This window comes from Arcticibacter eurypsychrophilus (genome assembly GCF_001730525.1).
Classification (GTDB): Bacteria; Bacteroidota; Bacteroidia; order Sphingobacteriales; family Sphingobacteriaceae; genus Arcticibacter; species Arcticibacter eurypsychrophilus.
In genome coordinates this window covers 44186-62226 of sequence record NZ_MDFN01000024.1, presented here as the reverse complement: position 1 = coordinate 62226, position 18041 = coordinate 44186, and the positions used below count along the sequence as shown (strand labels likewise).

17 protein-coding genes are annotated in these 18041 nt (G+C 38.6%); 14 read left to right on the top strand and 3 right to left on the bottom strand.

The features are described 5' to 3' along the window. Positions 1 to 54: 54 nt before the first annotated feature. Complete coding sequence (locus BFL47_RS13700) at positions 55 to 762, bottom strand: NUDIX hydrolase (RefSeq protein ID WP_069660367.1); 708 nt, start codon at positions 760 to 762, stop codon at positions 55 to 57. Between the two features lie 172 nt (positions 763 to 934). Here BFL47_RS13700 and BFL47_RS13695 point away from each other — a divergent pair, with 172 nt between their 5' ends. After that, entirely contained in the window at positions 935 to 1942 is a 1008-nt protein-coding gene (locus BFL47_RS13695; RefSeq protein WP_069660366.1) for a WD40/YVTN/BNR-like repeat-containing protein, read from the top strand. Between the two features lie 22 nt (positions 1943 to 1964). On the opposite strand, the gene BFL47_RS13690 is transcribed toward BFL47_RS13695, so the two are convergent. Next, the gene (locus BFL47_RS13690; RefSeq protein WP_069660365.1) at positions 1965 to 3560 is read right to left on the bottom strand and encodes a S41 family peptidase; all 1596 of its coding nucleotides are present in this window, start codon (positions 3558 to 3560) and stop codon (positions 1965 to 1967) included. Positions 3561 to 4230: 670 nt separating this feature from the next. Between BFL47_RS13690 and BFL47_RS13685 the strand changes: the two genes are divergently transcribed. The 3 genes from BFL47_RS13685 (at position 4231) to BFL47_RS13675 (ending at position 6080) form a co-directional block, all read left to right on the top strand. After that, a complete protein-coding gene (locus BFL47_RS13685) occupies positions 4231 to 5217 on the top strand; it encodes a hypothetical protein (RefSeq protein ID WP_069660364.1) in 987 nt (328 codons plus the stop codon). A 69-nt stretch (positions 5218 to 5286) separates the two neighbouring features. Next, complete coding sequence (locus BFL47_RS13680) at positions 5287 to 5583, top strand: type II toxin-antitoxin system TacA family antitoxin (RefSeq protein ID WP_069660363.1); 297 nt, start codon at positions 5287 to 5289, stop codon at positions 5581 to 5583. Continuing rightward, complete coding sequence (locus tag BFL47_RS13675; RefSeq protein WP_069660362.1) at positions 5580 to 6080, top strand: GNAT family N-acetyltransferase; 501 nt, start codon at positions 5580 to 5582, stop codon at positions 6078 to 6080. The genes BFL47_RS13680 and BFL47_RS13675 overlap by 4 nt, the downstream gene beginning before the upstream one ends. A gap of 56 nt (positions 6081 to 6136) precedes the next feature. On the opposite strand, the gene BFL47_RS13670 is transcribed toward BFL47_RS13675, so the two are convergent. Then, positions 6137 to 6397 carry a DUF6364 family protein gene (locus tag BFL47_RS13670; RefSeq protein ID WP_069660361.1) on the bottom strand — a complete coding sequence of 87 codons (261 nt, stop codon included), beginning with the start codon at positions 6395 to 6397 and terminating at the stop codon, positions 6137 to 6139. Positions 6398 to 6491: 94 nt separating this feature from the next. Between BFL47_RS13670 and BFL47_RS20510 the strand changes: the two genes are divergently transcribed. The 10 genes from BFL47_RS20510 to BFL47_RS13625 all read left to right on the top strand — a co-directional run bounded on the left by BFL47_RS20510 (position 6492) and on the right by BFL47_RS13625 (position 18010). Beyond that, a complete protein-coding gene (locus BFL47_RS20510) occupies positions 6492 to 6608 on the top strand; it encodes a SnoaL-like domain-containing protein (protein ID WP_394332410.1) in 117 nt (38 codons plus the stop codon). Between the two features lie 74 nt (positions 6609 to 6682). After that, positions 6683 to 7717 (top strand): tRNA 2-selenouridine(34) synthase MnmH, encoded by a 1035-nt coding sequence (gene mnmH / locus BFL47_RS13665; protein ID WP_069660360.1) that lies wholly within the window; start codon positions 6683 to 6685, stop codon positions 7715 to 7717. Between the two features lie 9 nt (positions 7718 to 7726). After that, on the top strand, positions 7727 to 8770 hold the full coding sequence (selD, locus tag BFL47_RS13660) for a selenide, water dikinase SelD (protein WP_083257186.1): 1044 nt from the start codon (positions 7727 to 7729) through the stop codon (positions 8768 to 8770). Positions 8771 to 8875: 105 nt separating this feature from the next. Beyond that, on the top strand, positions 8876 to 9265 hold the full coding sequence (locus tag BFL47_RS13655; RefSeq protein WP_069660358.1) for an HYC_CC_PP family protein: 390 nt from the start codon (positions 8876 to 8878) through the stop codon (positions 9263 to 9265). Positions 9266 to 9358: 93 nt separating this feature from the next. Continuing rightward, the gene (locus BFL47_RS13650) at positions 9359 to 10663 is read left to right on the top strand and encodes an efflux RND transporter permease subunit (protein WP_069660357.1); all 1305 of its coding nucleotides are present in this window, start codon (positions 9359 to 9361) and stop codon (positions 10661 to 10663) included. After that, positions 10653 to 12599, top strand: coding sequence for an efflux RND transporter permease subunit (locus BFL47_RS13645; RefSeq protein ID WP_069660356.1), 1947 nt, complete (start codon positions 10653 to 10655; stop codon positions 12597 to 12599). The genes BFL47_RS13650 and BFL47_RS13645 overlap by 11 nt, the downstream gene beginning before the upstream one ends. Then, entirely contained in the window at positions 12553 to 13836 is a 1284-nt protein-coding gene (locus BFL47_RS13640) for a TolC family protein (protein WP_069660355.1), read from the top strand. Before BFL47_RS13645 ends, BFL47_RS13640 begins: the two co-directional genes overlap by 47 nt. Next, complete coding sequence (locus BFL47_RS13635; RefSeq protein WP_069660354.1) at positions 13814 to 15160, top strand: efflux RND transporter periplasmic adaptor subunit; 1347 nt, start codon at positions 13814 to 13816, stop codon at positions 15158 to 15160. The genes BFL47_RS13640 and BFL47_RS13635 overlap by 23 nt, the downstream gene beginning before the upstream one ends. Before the next feature lie 4 nt (positions 15161 to 15164). After that, complete coding sequence (locus tag BFL47_RS13630; RefSeq protein WP_069660353.1) at positions 15165 to 16367, top strand: efflux RND transporter periplasmic adaptor subunit; 1203 nt, start codon at positions 15165 to 15167, stop codon at positions 16365 to 16367. Between the two features lie 260 nt (positions 16368 to 16627). After that, complete coding sequence (locus BFL47_RS13625) at positions 16628 to 18010, top strand: NAD-dependent succinate-semialdehyde dehydrogenase (protein ID WP_069660352.1); 1383 nt, start codon at positions 16628 to 16630, stop codon at positions 18008 to 18010. The last annotated feature ends 31 nt before the right edge of the window (positions 18011 to 18041 follow it).

Genomic DNA, 18041 nt, shown 5'->3' with positions numbered 1-18041 from the left:
ACTAACACTTAATTGACTCAAAAATAAATATTACTATTGGAAAAGCATGCAATTTTATAAAAGAAAATTATTCGGACTTGGTACGAAGTTTAAAAAAGACTGCAGTTTGTCTTTATATTGTGATTTATCCAGCATATAATAAAAGGCACCTTTCTTTGAGCCTTCTTTATCTTTTTCCTTCTGTTTGATCAAAAGATTTGCTGACAGTACCTTTCTGCTAAAATTCCGTTTATCAAATTCAACGTCATATACAGCTGTATACAAGGCTTGTAAATGGGGTAGAGTAAACTTCTCTGGTAGGAGTTCAAACAGTACAGGGTGTAGGGCGGCTTTGTATCTTATTTTCTTCAATGCCGCTTCCACCATAGCATTATGATCAAAAATTAACTCTGGTCGCTCTTTCAAAAGAAACCATTCCGGCTTATATTCTTCACTCAGCTGTTCGGTATATTGATCAATATCGATTAGGGCGAAATAAGTGATACTCAACACCCGTTCCATAGGATCACGTTTTGGATCACCAAAAGCTTCCAGCTGCTGCATATATACACCTTCCAAACCAGTCAGCTGTTTCAAGATCCTGGCAGCAGAGTCTTCCGGACTTTCATCAGCTTGCAGAAAACCGCCTACGACACTCCATTTGCCCATTTCAGGTTCAAATCCACGATGAATCACTAATAACTTTAGGTTTTCCCCATCAAAACCGAAAATGATACAGTCAACTGCTATAAGTTGTCGAGTTTGTTTAGAATATTTGTTCATGAATGGGTTTATGGTCATTTAAGGTACTTTCAATAAATAGAATCGAAAGATAAGAAATTTCAGTTTTTTATTACATTAATACTTTATTAATTTCATTTTCTTTCGTTCAATGACAAATAAATACTTTTGAGTTTGCCTTATTATTCTCAAATTGCTTCTTCTCAGTTTTCTTATGAACAAAATCATCTTATTCCTTGCATTCTTCCCAATCCATCTCATTGCACAAACCTTTCAGCCTATTGAAGGAGGTCCCGAATCAAGTATTCGAGGCATGAGTGTTGTTAACCCCTTGATGGTCTGGCTGAGCGGAAGTAATGGCTGGACAGCAACTAGCAAAGACGGAGGAAATAACTGGTCCTGGAAGCAATCCGCAAAATATAAGGCATTTGATTTTAGAGGCATAAAAGCCTTTTCAGCTACAAAAGCCGTAGTGATGAGTTCCGGAACTCCCGGTCTGATCCTTTATACCGAAGACGGCGGAACAAACTGGACTGAAACCTATCGAAACGATTCAAAGGAAATATTCCTTGATGGCATCAGCTTTTACAACGATCAGCAGGGATTGGTGTACGGAGACCCTATAGAAGGAAAAATGCAATTGCTTAAAACGGAAGACGGAGGTAAGCACTGGATGAATATATCAGAAAACCTAAACATCCCGCTGGAACAAGGAGAAGCCAGTTTTGCCGCCAGTAATACCGGAATCAAAACGCAGAATAATGGAAAAACCTGGATTATTACGGGAGGTAGCAAATCGCGCGTATATTACTCTTCCGATCAGGGAAAAAGCTGGGAGGTTTTTAATACCTTAATGACACAAGGAGCAAGTACGCAGGGTGCTTATTCCATAGGTTTTTGGAATGCAAAAACAGGTGTAATAACCGGAGGCGACTATAAAAACAATACTGTACGGGTCAATAACCTCATGATGACCAGTAACGGCGGTCGTAGCTGGCAAAAGGCTAAGATAAATCCTTGGGGCTTCCGTTCCTGCATAACCTACTTGGATAAACAGACGTTAATTGCAACAGGCACCTCGGGTACAGACCTCTCTAAAGATGGTGGAAATACATGGATCAATCTATCAGCTCAAAGTTATAACGTCGTTGGCGTATTGAAAAAGTCAAAAACCGCAGTAATAGCAGGCAATAACGGAAAAGTAGCGATATTGACTCTTTAATACGATCCGAATTTTGAAGCCTCTATTTCGTTTTAATTCGATCTTCAATCATACCTCTAAATCCTTTAGCTGGAAGTTTTTTGTTTGCTTCTGTAAAAGGCTTAAGTATTGCACCTCTGGAGGTTTTTATGGAAGATGTAGAGCTTGACGAAATACCAGGAAAAGCACCATTTACCAAATATTTATAAGCAGCATTAATGGAGTTCTCATTTCTATCACCCAACAAATAAGAAACATTATCGGAAGCAGGTTCATCCGGGGTAAAACCTTGATAATAATCCGCTTCATCGTTCTTATTCCGGGATTCAAACATACTCAGATAAACATCGTATTTATCTATCTTTATAGGGAAAAAGCCAACTGGTTTGCCATAAGTCTGCTCGCCCACCAGCTGAACATTCATATACGGTTTTAAACTATTAATTACCAGTTCACTGGCAGATGCAGTGCTCGAAGAGACAATAAAAACAACGTTGCGAATGTTGTTCAGTAGACCTTGCTTATCAAATAAAATTGTATTTTCAGCTACTGAGTAAGGAATATCTGCATAAGTAACCATTTTTCCACCCGAATACCGAATTGTATTATCATCATTTAGATAAGGTTTCTTGCTAAGAAGCGGAATGTTTTTATCCTGCATGTTCTTGTTATAGTGCTCGGAAAACATGACGCTGTTATCGATGCTTATAGGAGCTATCAAATTTGCCAGGTATTGAGCAGTAGTTACATAACCACCACCATTATAACGCAAATCGATAATTAAATCTGTAACTCCTGCAGTAGCAAATTTGCTAAACACTGCATCAAGAACTGGCTTGGAATTTTTATCAAGAGTAGTAAAGGATGAGTATGCCATGTACCCTATTTTCTTCGCACCTGCAGTGTAAATGGTGTCTTTTGAAATTGGATTTCCCTTATATGAACTCACACTAAGTACAGCACTTAATGCAGAACCATCTCGTTTTATTCCTTTTAAAGTAGCAGGGGTTACTTTATCATTGTAAAAAGTATTATTCAATAAATCTTCCTGAGCATCAAAATTATTACCAACTGCAGTACCGTTAATAGAAGTAATCTCATCTCCGCGCATAATACCAGCCTTTTCAGCTGGAGAGTTACGGGCAACGTCAGTTACAAAAACATCAAAGTTTGTTTCGGTTCCATATAATTTAATGTCTATCCCAAGATCATATCCATTTCCTTCAAGGTCTACAGAACTTTTAGCATTACCAACAAAAGCGATTGGGTTGTCGTTATCAGTATTGCTGATAAAACTGTATTTGGTTTCAGAAGGATATTTTGCTACCTCTTCATAAGAAACTCCTGTGGACGGATTTATTGGATATTTGGTGATTTTTAATAGCTCCGCATTAAATCCTGCTTCTTCATCTGATTGCACATATTGCCTTGGATTAAATACTTCGTAAGTTGGCAATGAGGTATTCCATAAATAAGCCTCCTTTGCATAAAGAAATATGGAGTCGGTAATTTTTTCGACTCGTTCTATATCCGACCTGGATGGCGTTTCCTTATCTTTTTTGCAACTTGTAGTGGTACTAAGTGCTATAACGGCTAAAGATAAGATGTAGGTTAAAGATTTGGTCTTTTTGGTGTTCATATATATTAGTTATCCAGGTCAGAAATGTGTGTGAATATTAAAATTTTCTTTGCAATATATACGTGATAAATCATCACTTAGTGTTATAAACAGCGTAAATATTATTGCCAGAGATCCCCTTATTACAAATCCATGATCAAATATCCATCCAAACTTAGTGTAGGATAAAGAATCAATAGATTCGTTGAAGTTAGCAAAGAAATCTTATGTTTCTTCCATGTACCGACCAATAAGCGTTTTGTATCGATAGAATCCTGCGATCATAGAGGCAAAGAATGATAATACGATCGTGGTTGGCACATTTTAATCGGGATACAAGGAAATAGGAAGATGCGAAATCCCGGTTAAGCCCTTCGGCTGTTCGTAGTTAAAATAGATTTTTATTTTCTGTTATATGTTTCTAAAATGATAGGGGTTTAACTCTGATGTAAGTCCCACTGTAGCTTATTTAAGTCGGACTTGCACCAGAAATTTACCAGTAGGATTTTGCTCTGAATCGCATTGACTATAATTGCTATCCTGTTTAGGTCTAAACTGGAATTTTAAATAGAATCGAAAAATGCGTAAAAAGCGCATAATCATACCTTATTCAAGAAGAGTTGAGAAGATTTTGCTCAACTTTCGGTCCTAAGATTTATTAGCTATTACTTTATGCAAATTATAAAAGAGTATGGCTAGAATAGATAATAAAGGAATGGTACACGGAACAGCAGGTTCAGTAATTTACCGTGAGTACCGGGGAAAGAACATCATCCAGGGCAAAGCAAAGAAATTTAAGCAAACTGAAAAAACCATCAGGAGCGCTACCGAGTTTGGACTTTCAAGTTCTGCAGCCGCAGTTATAAGGGAGGCATTTAAACCGGCTTATTTTTTTAAGGATGGTACGGCAGCTTACAGGAGTACGCAACTGGTGTACCGGTCTCTGTTGAATAATGTGACTGGAGAGAAAGGGAAGAGGGATCTGCATGATGGAAACCTTTCTTTATTACAGGGATTGGACTTCAATACCAATAGCAAATTGCATGAAGTGTTGCAGATAAGCCACTCGGTAAGTAAAAGTTTAGAGGGTTTGGTAAGTGTTACCCTCGGTCCTTTAAACACCAAAACCGACATCAAAAGACCTAAAAATGCAAGCGGAGCCTATATGAAACACCGCATAAGGCTAATTTTGGTTGCATTTAACTTCAGGGAAGAGTATTATGAAAACCTGGGCTTTCAGGATGTGGATTTGGAAGGCTATCAAACCATCGAAGAACAAGTAATCACATTTACAGAAACAGTTCCAGAAGACTGTTTGGCACTAGTCAGTATGTCACTGATGTTGTACTCAACTGTTAGCCAAACCAATGAAAGCATCCTGCTGAATAGTGCAGCGTTCAGTCCTTGCGCAATCATTGGTGTTTTTCAATCTGAAAAGCCATCTGATTATCCTACAAAAGAGTTTATTACACTGCCATCCCACTATCCGGGCAGAGAAGAAAAAATCAAAGGAATGTTTTATAAAGGCAATTTACTCATGCTGGGACTGGCAAATAAAACTACCAAACAAACTGTTGAACTCAATATAAAATCGGTACTATCAACTCCTAAGATTAAAGAAAAAGAGACAAATGCTGGTATTTCTTTGAAAGAGCGGGTTTATTTTAGAAAACAATAGACTCAACTTTTTTTATTCATAATACATACGTATTATTTCCGTATAATTGTATTACAGATTATTCATTTTATGGAGAAGCAAATAACAACACCAGCAAAATCAAGATTTGATGCCAAAATACCAAAAGCTCAGAAAGAACTATTTGAGTATGCAGCAAGTTTGGGAGGGTTTCGTACGCTTACCGATTTTATTATTAATACAGTTCATGAGAAAGCGACAGCTATCATTCAAGAACACAACACTATACTCGCATCGGAAAAAGATCGGGAGATATTTTTTAATGCTATCCTGAACCCATCTGGACCCAATCAAAAATTACTTGATGCTGCAGAAAGGTATAATGCGTTCATACAAAAGAAAAAATGAGCGTTAAAATCGAGCTACTAAATTCTTTATTAAACAAAAAGGATTTTAGATGTGGTAAAGAGATGCTAGATAATTATCTGCATACACAAGCAAGCCAGGATGTTAAACGTAAATTATGTGTTGTATTCGTCCTTTTCGACGAAACGACCATCAGGGGATATTATACACTTTCAAACGCATCTATACCTTCTAAGTTGATACCCAAAGCAATTAAAAGAAAGATGCCGCAATCTTATGAGGTCTTGCGAGTTACATTACTGGGAAGACTTGCGATTGATATAAAGTTTAAAGGCCAAGGATTGGGGAGTATTATATTAGTAGATGCACTTAAACGAAGTTATGAAATTGCCAACCATAGCTTAGGATCTATTGGTGTTATCGTTGACCCATTAGATAGTGATGCTGTTGCCTTTTATGAAAAATTCGGATTTATCGTTTTGCCTGATAGTGGTAAAATGTTCCTGCCAATGGCTGACATTGCAGAATTAACCTTTTAAGTAAAACAGGACTGAATGAAAGTCTGCCAGCAAGAAGGCCAATCAGAATATTTGTATCAACAAACACATTCTTCATAAATGCTTGCTTTCGAAATAAGCTCCAAGTTCTTTTTCTCGTTAAAATTTGCAGGCAGCTTAACCGGACCCACTACTTTCTTCAGCTTAGGGGAAATGTGCTCTGCATCATAGTGTACCTCAGTAAGTGTTTCCAAATATTTTTCTATTAACTCTGATAAACTTCTGCCTGTTTGCTTGGAGTAGGACTTCGCTTTTTTAATGACGTTCTCATCTACGGTTAATGTCAACTTTGTTGTCAAACTAGGTGTGTTTTTATAAAGATACGTGTTTTAGTGAGGCAAATGAACTTAACCTTATCATGTTGCTAAAAACCTCCTTTATCATATTTAGCAATTGGTTAATTACATTATTAAACAGCATGGCAGAATGGCTATGAGTGAGGTTTGTGTGTATAAAGTGAAGGAAGGGAAAATTGTTACTGAAGAGTTTATCTATAGCATGCCGGGGTAATGAACCTATTTTAGCTTTACAATGCTTTATGATTCAAGTCTTATATTTGCGCATATTTGCGTCAAATCAAGATAATGATCAACCCAATTTCCATTAATGATTTTATCAGTCTACCTAATGCTATACCCTTAGTTGATGTCAGAACTCCTGCAGAGTTTGAGCAGGGTAAAATTCCAGGGGCGTTCAATATACCTTTATTCACCAATGAAGAACGAGTCATTGTTGGAACTACCTACAAACAGGTTGGAAGAGAACAGGCTATATTGTTAGGTTTTGACCTGACGGGTAGCAAGTGGTCGGGCTTTATAAAACAAGCTTTGGAAATTGCACCGTTGAAGAAGATTGGCGTTCATTGCTGGCGAGGAGGAATGAGAAGTGGCGCGATGGCATGGGCACTTAATTTATATGGCTTTGAAGTTTATCTTATTGAAGGAGGCTATAAAAATTACAGGAAGTGGACTATCGAACAGTTTGAGAAACCGTATCTGCTGACTGTTTTGGGTGGCATGACAGGCTCCGGTAAAACAAAAATATTACATCAGCTCATGTCTTTAAATGAGCAAGTGATCGATCTGGAAGGTTTAGCTCAACATCAGGGATCAGCTTATGGATCAATGAGTACCATGATTCAGCCTACACAGGAACAGTTTGAGAATAATTTAGCTGCTCAGCTCAATAAACTTGATCCGGGTCAACGTACCTGGATAGAGGATGAAAGTTTAACCATAGGTCAACGATGTATACCTCACCCTTTTTGGGATCAAATGCGTGATTCGTTATTAGTAAATATTTATGTCCCTCAGGAAAAAAGGGTTGAAATGCTGGTCGATGAATATGGTGTTTTAGATCAAAGCTTTTTGATATCATGTACGGAACGGATAAAAAAACGATTAGGTTTGGAACAGACTAAACTTGCCATTCAAGCTATAGCGGAAAATCGGATGGCTGACTTTATCCGTATCGTACTAGTGTATTATGATAAAACGTACAATACTGCACTAAGTAAGCGAAATAAAAAAGACGTTGTTTCAGTACATATAGACAGGATTGATTTAGTAGCTGATGCTGGTAAAATTTTGAATACCATAGACTCCAAAAAGATAATATAAATGACAATAATGGATTTTAAAGATATAAAACTTACTCAATACTCACACGGTGCAGGATGTGGATGCAAGATCAGTCCCGCTATACTTGATACCATTCTGCATAGTAGTGTTCCTGCTGTAACAGATCCTCGTCTTTTGGTGGGTAATGATAAAAGGGATGATGCGGCGGTGTTTGACTTAGGCAATGGTACGGCACTAATTTCAACTACTGATTTTTTTATGCCGATTGTGGATGATGCCTATGATTTTGGTCGGATAGCTTCTGCAAATGCAATCAGTGATGTGTATGCGATGGGCGGGAAGCCTGTATTGGCTATTGCTATATTAGGCTGGCCTATTGAAAAACTTCCTCCCGAAACGGCACAAAGGGTACTGGATGGCGCCCGGGCTATTTGTGCAGATGCAGGTATTACGCTTGCTGGTGGGCATAGCATTGATTGTCCGGAACCAGTTTTTGGCTTATCTGTAAGCGGAATGGTGGATATTAAACACCTGAAACAAAATTCAACTGCTACAGCGGGTTGCCGCCTGTATCTAACAAAGGCGTTAGGGGTAGGGATCTTGTCTACAGCGCAAAAGAAGGGAATATTGCTTCCTGAAGATGCCGCAATTGCCCTTAAAAGTATGGTTACCTTGAATAAACTAGGTCAAATACTGGGTCAACTGGATAGTGTAAAAGCGATGACTGATGTAACGGGTTTTGGATTGCTGGGACATCTTTCTGAAATGTGTATTGGAAGCGGCTTATCTGCAGTCCTCGAGTTTGATAAGGTTCCGGCAATTCCTTCTTTGCCTTATTACTTAAGCCAAAATAGTTATCCAGGTGGTACAGAAAGGAACTGGAATAGCTATGGTCATCAGATTAGTATTTTGACCGATCAGCAGAAGTTCATTCTTGCAGATCCTCAAACTAGTGGCGGTTTATTGATTGCTGTGGAACCTCAGGGGATTGAAGAATTCGAGTCTCTTCTTAAAGAACAGGGGTTGGCGGATGTAGTTTCCTTTGGCTGGTTAGAGGAGGCGAATAGTGAAAATGTGATTAAAGTGATTTAATATAATGAACATGTTTTTGTTCTTCCACGGAAATTCAATGAATTGATTAAAATAATAGTTCAAACAAATACTTATATTTGCAGCAGTAATTAAATTCATTTACACTTGAAGAAGTTCTTCGTTACCCTCTTAGTTGTTTTTTATCTTGGTGTTTCATCAGGAGCAACTATGCATTTTCATTATTGCATGGGGCAATTGGTTGAAATGGGATTGGCCTCTTCTAAACCTGCTAAATGCAGCAAATGTGGAATGAATGCCGATAAGGCTAAAGATTGCTGCAAACATCAGGACCAATCAGTGAAGGTTGATAATGCTAAGACCATTTCTGATGTGAGCTTCCATTTTAATAATCTTCCGACTGAGGTTAAAACTGAATATTATACCTTACAGGAATCAAGTATATCTTCCATTCATGAAGAGTTTCCCTTATTAAATTCAACTCCGTTCGTACAAAGTTCAGCAACTTTTCTACGTAACTGTAATTTTCGTATATAGAATTTATTCCTTCTCTTGATCAAGCTATTTCTTGCTTGATGGACTCTTAGGTCCTTATTTCCTATTTTCTTACGCAAGTTAATTTTAAATTTCATGGTTGAAAAACTCATCGCGTTTTCTATGCGAAACAGGTTTTTGGTACTGCTTGTAGCGGTTGGAATATTTGCCTGGGGCATTTATTCGGTCAAAACAAGTAAAATAGATGCGATACCTGATTTGTCTGAAAATCAAGTTATTGTATTTACAGAATGGATGGGAAGGAGTCCTCAGATTATTGAGGACCAGATTACTTATCCTTTAGTAACTAATCTACAGGGGATTCCAAAAGTGAAGTATGTCCGGGCAAATTCGATGTTTGGTATGAGCTTTATTTTCATCATCTTCGAAGATAACGTAGATGTGTATTGGGCACGTTCCAGAGTGTTGGAGCGGTTAAGTTCGATAGGTAATTCTTTGCCTGAGGGAGTTACGCCTACCATGGGTCCCGATGGTACTGGCGTTGGACATGTGTTATGGTATACGTTTGATGCGCCGGGAATGGATCTGGGTGAACAAAGGGCAGTGCAGGATTGGTATGTCAAGTTTGCTTTGCAGAATGTGCAGGGGGTAAGTGAAATCGCTTCTTTCGGGGGATTTCAAAAAGAATATGAAATCAATATTGACCCGAATAAGCTGACGTACTATAAACTTACTGTTCCTGATGTGATGCGTGCGGTAAAAACGAATAACAATGAGGCGGGTGGGCGAAAGTTTGAGATGAGCGATATCGGTTATATCATTAAAACTACCGGGTATTTAAAATCAATTGCAGAAATAGAAAATCTCGCTGTAAGGACACAAAATTCGATTCCAATTAAAATTAAAGACCTCGCTACTGTACAGATGGCTGGAGAATCACGACTTGGTATTTTTGATTACAACGGAGCAGGAGAAGCTGTAGGTGGAATAGTGGTGCTTCGTTATGGTGAAAATGCCGATGAGGTGATTGGGAAAGTAAAGACAAAAATGCTTGAGGTGAGCAAAGGTTTACCTGAAGGGATGAAATTCAATATTGTATACGATAGGGGTGAGTTGATAGAAGAATCCATCTCCTCAATAAAAAATACGCTGATTGAGGAAATGATCGTAGTGTCAATAATCGTAATTGTTTTTCTTTTCCATTGGCGAAGCGCCATCAGTATCATCATCCAGATTCCAATTACTATCGCGGCAAGTTTTATTGTTTTAAACGCTTTAGATATCTCATCCAACATTATGTCATTAACAGGGATTGCATTGGCTATAGGTGTCATAGTTGATAACGGAATTATAATGGCTGAAAACTCATATAAACACCTGGCTATCCGACAGGCTGAATTAAACGAATTAAGAAAAGGAGAACTTAAAGATGGGGAATAGATTGAGCCGTTTTTTCGGTAACAATAAGAAACAAAAAGGGTATGTGAAACTATCTGAAGAAGAGAGGTTAAGCATTATTGAGAAGGCCTGCAAGCAGGTGTCACGTGGGGTATTTTATTCTACCATTATCATTATTGCCTCCTTTTTACCTGTATTTTTATTAGGGGGTCAGGAAGGCAAGCTTTTTCATCCGCTAGCCTATACCAAGACGTTTATTCTTTTAATAGATGCCTTGCTGGTGGTGACACTTGCTCCTGTTATGATTTCTTTCTTTATGAAAGGCAGGTTTCGATCTGATCATGAAAACCCCTTAAACAGGTGGTTGGAAAAGAAATATGAGCCTATTATTCGTGCTTGTATGCGGAATCGAAAAACCACTATAGGTGTGAATATACTGGCACTACTTATTAGTATTCCTATGGTGATGAGTCTGGGGAGAGAGTTTATGCCTCCTTTGGATGAACAATCCATTTTATTTATGCCGGTTACCCTGCCTGATGTTTCTAATGCTGAAGTGAAAAGGATCCTTCAGGTGCAGGATAAACTGATTAAATCAGTACCTGAAGTAAATAAAGTTTTGGGAAAAGCGGGGAGAGCGAATACTGCTACGGATAACTCACCCATCAGTATGATTGAAACGATCATCTCCTTGAAACCTAAATCGGAATGGAGACCAGGAATAACTAAAAAGGATATTATTAATGAACTGGATGCAAAACTTCAAATTCCCGGAGTGGTGAACGGCTGGACGCAACCTATTATTAATCGCATAAATATGCTCTCAACGGGGATCCGCACCGATGTGGGTGTTAAAGTTTACGGACAAGATTTAAAGAAAATCGCCAAAGTATCGTATGAGGTGCAGTCACTTTTAAAGAATATTGAAGGAGTTAAGGACTTGTATGTAGAGCCTGTAACCGGTGGAAAGTACCTTGAAATAGACATCAAACGTGATCAATTGGAACGGTACGGCCTATCTGTGGACGATATTAATTCAACTGTTGAAACAGCTATCGGAGGGGCTCCTTTTTCGGTTACGATTGAAGGGAGACAACGTTTCAATATTCACTTGCGACTGGGTCAGGATTATCGTAATAGTATTGATCGTTTAAAGCGGATTCCGATTAGTTCGCCCGATGCTGGAACCATTCCCCTTTCGGCAGTTACGGATATTCGTTTTACGGATGGGCCTCCAATGATTACTTCAGAAAATGCTTTGTTAAGGGGTGCTGTGATGTTTAATGTACGGGATAGGGATCTGGGACATACTGTTCAACAAGCCATAGACAAGCTAAATAAGGATTTGAAATTACCAAACGGCTATTTTGTTGAGTGGAGCGGACAATATGAGAATTTGATCCGTGGGCAACAAACTTTAATTTATATTTTTCCAATTGTATTGATCATCATTTTTATTGCTTTATACCTGGCTTTTAAATCTGCCAGAGAAGCTTTTTTAAGTCTGGTTACGATTCCATTTGCGCTCATTGGAGGGGCCTATATTATTTATTTCTGGGGAGTAAGTTTATCCGTAGCCGTAGCGGTTGGTTTCATTGCACTCTTTGGTATTGCGGTAGAAACGGGGGTAGTGATGGTGATCTACCTGAACGATTCGATGAGTCAGCTGATCGCCTTAAAAGGAAATTCAAGTGAGACCATTACCAAAGAAGATTTAAGAGAGTATGTGATTAATGGTGCGGCTAAAAGGTTGAGACCGAAGATTATGACCGTATGTGTGGCCTTATTTGGTTTGATCCCTGTGCTGTGGTCTACCGGAGTAGGAAGCGACATGATGGCACCTATTGTTTTGCCGATGATTGGCGGTGTCTTGACCTCATCTACACACATTCTACTAGTTACTCCACTAATCTTCCTGATGACTAAAGAATATGAATTACGTAAATATGGAAAGCTGGAGGTGCATGATGTCAAATAAACGAATAATACTCTTTTTGTTCCTTTTAATCTGCACTAGACAGGTTTATGGACAGCAAGTTTTAACGCTGGAGCAGGTATTGCAGGAAATTAAGTCCAATAATCCATCTTTAAAGGCCTTCGATAGCAAGATGAAAAGTCAGGATGCTAAAGTTGAAGGCTCGGGTGCATGGATGGCACCAATGGTAGGAGTGGGTACTTTTATGACTCCTTACCCTGGCGTAAAAGTAATGGATGAAGCTGATAAAGGAGCTTGGATGATTTCGGCTGAACAAGACATTCCAAACCCTGCGAAACTGAAAGCGAAAGCCAGGTACCTGGGTGCACAATCTCAGATTACCAGTGCTGAACAATCTGTTCAGGCCAATCAGTTAAAAGCAAGAGCTAAGGAACTTTACTTCGGTTTATTGGTGGCCAATAAGACCATTGTTTATCAGAAAGAAAACCGTGCGATTATGCAAACGATGAAAAAGATTGCAGAGATCCGATATCCTTATAATCAAGGTTCACTTAACCAGGTTTTTAAAGCAGAGGGACGTTTATATGAATCAGAAAACATGATTCTGATGACCGAAAGTGAGATTCGTTCGAAGAAGATGGCAATCAATACGCTTATGTTCAGGCCTGTAAGTACTCCTTTTGAAGTGGATACTGCTTATCGAATTTCATTTAACCCCACTGCCCAACTGGATACTTCCTATCTGGCCGAAAAAAGAAGCGATATCAGACAAATGGATCGCTCTATTGACGCAATGGGATTAAACATTAAACAAATGAAACAGGAGGCAAAACCTGATTTCCGGATTAGGTTCGAGCATATGGCCAACCGTGCGGCTATGATGCCCAATCAATATACTTTAATGGGCATGATTTCTATTCCTATTGCACCCTGGTCGTCTAAAATGTATAAATCCGAGGTTAAATCCATGAATTTTGAGCGCGATGCCATGCGTCAGCAAAAAGAAGTGATGTTGTCGGATATGCTTGGAATGACGAAAGCAATGGAGAATGACTTAATTAACATGGAAAAGCAATTGAGTAATTATGAAAATAAGATTTTGCCTGCCTTAACTAAGAACATGAAAGTTTCTATGCTGGCTTACCAGGAAAATAAAGCGGACTTAAATGTCGTGATAGACAGTTGGGAGAGTTTGAATATGTCCCAGGTGAATTATTTGGAGCAGTCAAAAAAGTTTTATCAAATGATTGTAGATTATGAGAAAAATATTGAAAGGTAGTGTGCCTATAATGCTGTTTCTAGCTGTTACCTTGCTTTTCGCATGTAAGGGGAAGGATCAGAAGCATGAAGCACATTCAGAAAAAACGAAATATACGTGTTCTATGCATCCGCAGGTGATTAAGGATGAACCTGGGAACTGTCCGATTTGCGGAATGGAATTAGTACCACTTGTAAGGCAAGGTAGTTCTGCGAAAGTGAATGATAGTCTGGCCACGTTAGTGAAACCGACGAATGAATTCGTATTGTCAGCGATCAAAACAATTAAGCCTAAGACTGGATTACGCTCCATTGAAACCAATGTCAAGGGAGTGATCAACTATAATACAAATAATTTAAACTCTGTTTCTTCCAGGGTAAGTGGAAGAATTGAGCGACTTTATGTGAAATATAATTACCAGGCAGTTTCTAAAGGACAAAAACTGATGGATATATACAGTCCGGATTTAGCAAACGCACAACAGGAGCTGCTCTTTCTTCGGGATAACAATGAACCAAAATTACTGGAAGCGGCTAAAAAGAAATTACGTTTACTAGGTGCTACAGAGCAACAAATTAATAGGGTTATAAAGACTGGAAAAATTAGTTATTCCATTAGTATTTACAGTCCCTATTCAGGATATATTTCTGAAAACCAAAATTCTGCATCATCTTCAGGAACAAACCCTGCAGCTGGGGGTACGACGATTACTGCAGCAAACAGTTCTTCTTCCATGGGAAGTATGGGTGCTGCTTCGAAATCTTCTTCGCAAAATCAACCATCTTCAGTACCTAATGTAGCATCAAATACTCCTTTGGAGTTAAGGGAGGGACAGTATATTTCTGTAGGTCAACAGTTATTCAATCTGGTTGATGTGAATCGGGTTTGGGCTGAATTTTATATATCTCCGGATCAGTTAAATCAGTTTAAAAAAGGAACCCGGATCTCGATAACTTCTATTGACGTAAAAACAAAGCTTGCTCATGTACCGGTAAGCTTAATTCAACCCTATTACAGTGAAGGGGTAAATTACTCATTGGTTAGAGCAGTCATGCCTAATTCAAAACAACTTTGGAAAATAGGTGAGCTTATTCAGGTTGCACATGAAGAAGTGATTAGTAAAAATGGAACATGGTTACCACGTACTTCGGTACTTCAACTGGGTACTAAATATGTTGCTTTCGTTAAAGATAAAGGGGCATTTGTTCCGGTCTATGTCAGCATAAAATCGGTAACCGGCGACTGGGTCGATATAGGAAACAGTATTCAGGGTCAGGAAGTAGCGCTTAACGCCTGGTTTCTGGTAGACAGTGAAAGTTTTATTAAAGTACAAGACATAAAATAAGGAAATGGAAAGGAAAAGATTTATATGGAGTATTTTGCTTTTATCGCTACTATTTGCGACCTGTAAAAGTGAAAAGGGAAAGGTTGTCACTGTTACGCCAAAGTATACTTGTCCCATGCACCCGCAGATCATCAAAGAGGCTCCTGGTTTATGTCCGATTTGCGGAATGGATTTAGTTAAAGTACATGCTTCAACAAATAAAAATGAACTTACCTTGACGGAAAGCCAAATGCAATTAGCGAATATTAAAACGGTAGCCATCGCTAGTAGTAATTTCAATACTTCTAAAATACTGAATGGAAGATTGGTAACTAATCCCGAGCTTACAGAAGTGATTTCCAGCAGGTATGCGGGAAGAATAGAAAAGTTATATGTGAAAGAAACCGGGAGAGCTGTATCCAAAGGACAACCTCTATTTCAGATTTACAGTGAGGAGCTGCAAACGCTGCAACAGGATTACCTGCTACAGGTAAAACAAGTGGCCGCATTTCCTAATGAAAAGATTTATAGCACCCTTAAAAATGCGGCAAAAAACAAATTGTCTCTTTTTGGTTATTCGAGTTCGCAAATAGAAAACCTGGCAAGAGGAGGTACACCCTCTTCTTCAGTCACAGTAAGGGCTACTGCATCAGGAATTGTAAATGAAGTAAATGTTTCTGAGGGGCAGTATGTGACAGAGGGATCGGCTATTTTGCGATTAGAAGATTTAAGCCAACTCTGGGTAGAAGCAGATGTGTATCCTGATGAAGTAGGTTCAATAAAATTAGGTACAGCTGTTCAGGTTGTTGTAGATGGTTTCCCGGAATTGAAACAAACAGTTAAAATTAACTTTATATCTCCTCAGCTAGATCCTTCCACTCAGCTGTTGAAAGTAAGGGCTCTTATACCCAGTCAGGGGAAACTTCAGCCTGGTATGCAGGTCGCAGTTCTTCTGCCGAAAGCTGAAATTAATGATGCCGTTTCTTTACCCTTAAATGCAGTGATCAGGGATGAAATGGGTGCACATGTTTGGGTAAAAACAGGAAAGGGGAAGTTTGTTTCTAAAATGGTGACTACCGGGGATGAGGATGAGCGTCAGATCATTATCACATCAGGCTTAGCGGATGTAAAGGAAGTGGTTATTAGTGGGGCGTATTTATTATCAAGTGAATATATCCTTAAAAAAGGGACAGATCCGATGGCAGGACACGACATGAGTAAGATGTAAAGGGTTAATAGATTAATAATTGAATGCATATCATTTAAAGGAAAGGTTAACAAACATTATAAAATTTCCATTGTTGTAAATCTAAACTCTTAAACTATTCAAGTTTTAAGTATTTCATGATTATGAGCCGTAGTATTTCATAAATCGCATTAATTATTGCTCTAATAGGGGAGGTTTCATTTTATCCTAAAACGTATATGTACTCAAAATTAAATAGTTTAAAAAGTTTTTCAATTAAACTCTATTAACAAATTTAAACAATGGCAATACAAACAATTAATCCTTTTAACAACGAGGTAATTAAGGATTTTGAAGAAATGACACCCAACGCAGTAGATGCTGCAGTAGGACAAGCTGAGACACAATTTCAAAGCTGGAAAAAAACAAGTTACGGAGAGCGTTCGGCATTATTGCATAAAGTAGCGGAGTTAATGCGAAATAAAAAAGATCAGCTTGCTCATCTGATTACATTAGAGATGGGTAAATTGCTTGCTCAAAGTGTGGGAGAAATAAATTTAAGCGCAGACATTATCGACTATTATGCAACAAATGGTGAACGATTTCTAGCTAATAAGGTATTAGACACAGAATTTGGAGAAGCTTATATTAAAAGTAGTCCGATTGGCGTATTGTTAGGTGTGGAACCCTGGAATTTTCCATTCTATCAGGTAGTCCGTTTTGCTGCACCTAATATCATGGTTGGAAACGTTATTTTAGTTAAACATGCTTCCAATGTACCACAGTGTGCTCAAGCTATTGAAGAATTATTTAAAGAAGCTGGAGCCCCTGCAGGGATTTACACCAATTTGTTTCTTTCTGGAAAAAACGCTTCCCTATTGGCTGCGGATGTTCGTATTAAAGGGGTCTCTCTTACAGGAAGTGAATTAGCTGGTGCTAGTTTAGCTGAGGTAGCTGGTAAGGCACTTAAGAAATCCGTTTTGGAACTTGGTGGAAGCGACGCTTTTATCGTTTTAGAAGATGCTGATATAGATCAGGCGGTAGAATGGGCGGTAGTTGGAAGGATGAATAATACCGGACAATGTTGTGTAGCCTCAAAACGAATGATTGTTTTAGACGCCGTGGCTGATGAATTTCTTGAAAAATTTACGGCTAAATTAACCGGATTAAAGGTTGGCGATCCAATGGATGCTAGCACTGAAATGGGCCCTTTAAGCAGTGAAGCTGCAGCTGTACAGTTGGCAGATCAGGTTCAGCGATCTGTAGATGCAGGAGCAAGGGTTGTGATTGGTGGAAAACGTATCGATCGTCCCGGTGCTTTTATTGAAGCTACTATTTTAACGGATTTAAAACCGGGAATGGCTGCTTATCACGAAGAGCTCTTTGGTCCCGTAGCTTCTTTTTATCGAGTGAAAGATGAACAGGAAGCAATTACACTAGCTAACGACTCGCCATACGGCTTAGGAGGATCTGTTTTTACTTCTGATAAAAAAAGAGGTGAAAATGTTGCGGATCAATTAGATACCGGAATGGTATTCATTAATCACCCTACATGGACACAGCCGGATCTTCCATTTGGAGGAACTAAGCGTTCTGGATATGGCAGAGAGTTATCCAGCTTAGGCATAGAGGAATTTGTAAATAAGAAACTGATTCGTGTGAGTGAACTTACTGATCCATTTTAAGTTTCTTTAAGTAATTGTTTATATATGAAAA

Coding starts and splice junctions, on each gene's coding strand:
- BFL47_RS13700 (WP_069660367.1), bottom strand. CDS start 762: ATGAACAAATATTCTAAACAAACTCGACAACTTATAGCAGTTGACTGT.
- BFL47_RS13695 (WP_069660366.1), top strand. CDS start 935: ATGAACAAAATCATCTTATTCCTTGCATTCTTCCCAATCCATCTCATT.
- BFL47_RS13690 (WP_069660365.1), bottom strand. CDS start 3,560: ATGAACACCAAAAAGACCAAATCTTTAACCTACATCTTATCTTTAGCC.
- BFL47_RS13685 (WP_069660364.1), top strand. CDS start 4,231: ATGGCTAGAATAGATAATAAAGGAATGGTACACGGAACAGCAGGTTCA.
- BFL47_RS13680 (WP_069660363.1), top strand. CDS start 5,287: ATGGAGAAGCAAATAACAACACCAGCAAAATCAAGATTTGATGCCAAA.
- BFL47_RS13675 (WP_069660362.1), top strand. CDS start 5,580: ATGAGCGTTAAAATCGAGCTACTAAATTCTTTATTAAACAAAAAGGAT.
- mnmH (WP_069660360.1), top strand. CDS start 6,683: ATGATCAACCCAATTTCCATTAATGATTTTATCAGTCTACCTAATGCT.
- selD (WP_083257186.1), top strand. CDS start 7,727: ATGGATTTTAAAGATATAAAACTTACTCAATACTCACACGGTGCAGGA.
- BFL47_RS13650 (WP_069660357.1), top strand. CDS start 9,359: ATGGTTGAAAAACTCATCGCGTTTTCTATGCGAAACAGGTTTTTGGTA.
- BFL47_RS13645 (WP_069660356.1), top strand. CDS start 10,653: ATGGGGAATAGATTGAGCCGTTTTTTCGGTAACAATAAGAAACAAAAA.
- BFL47_RS13640 (WP_069660355.1), top strand. CDS start 12,553: ATGAATTACGTAAATATGGAAAGCTGGAGGTGCATGATGTCAAATAAA.
- BFL47_RS13635 (WP_069660354.1), top strand. CDS start 13,814: ATGAGAAAAATATTGAAAGGTAGTGTGCCTATAATGCTGTTTCTAGCT.
- BFL47_RS13630 (WP_069660353.1), top strand. CDS start 15,165: ATGGAAAGGAAAAGATTTATATGGAGTATTTTGCTTTTATCGCTACTA.
- BFL47_RS13625 (WP_069660352.1), top strand. CDS start 16,628: ATGGCAATACAAACAATTAATCCTTTTAACAACGAGGTAATTAAGGAT.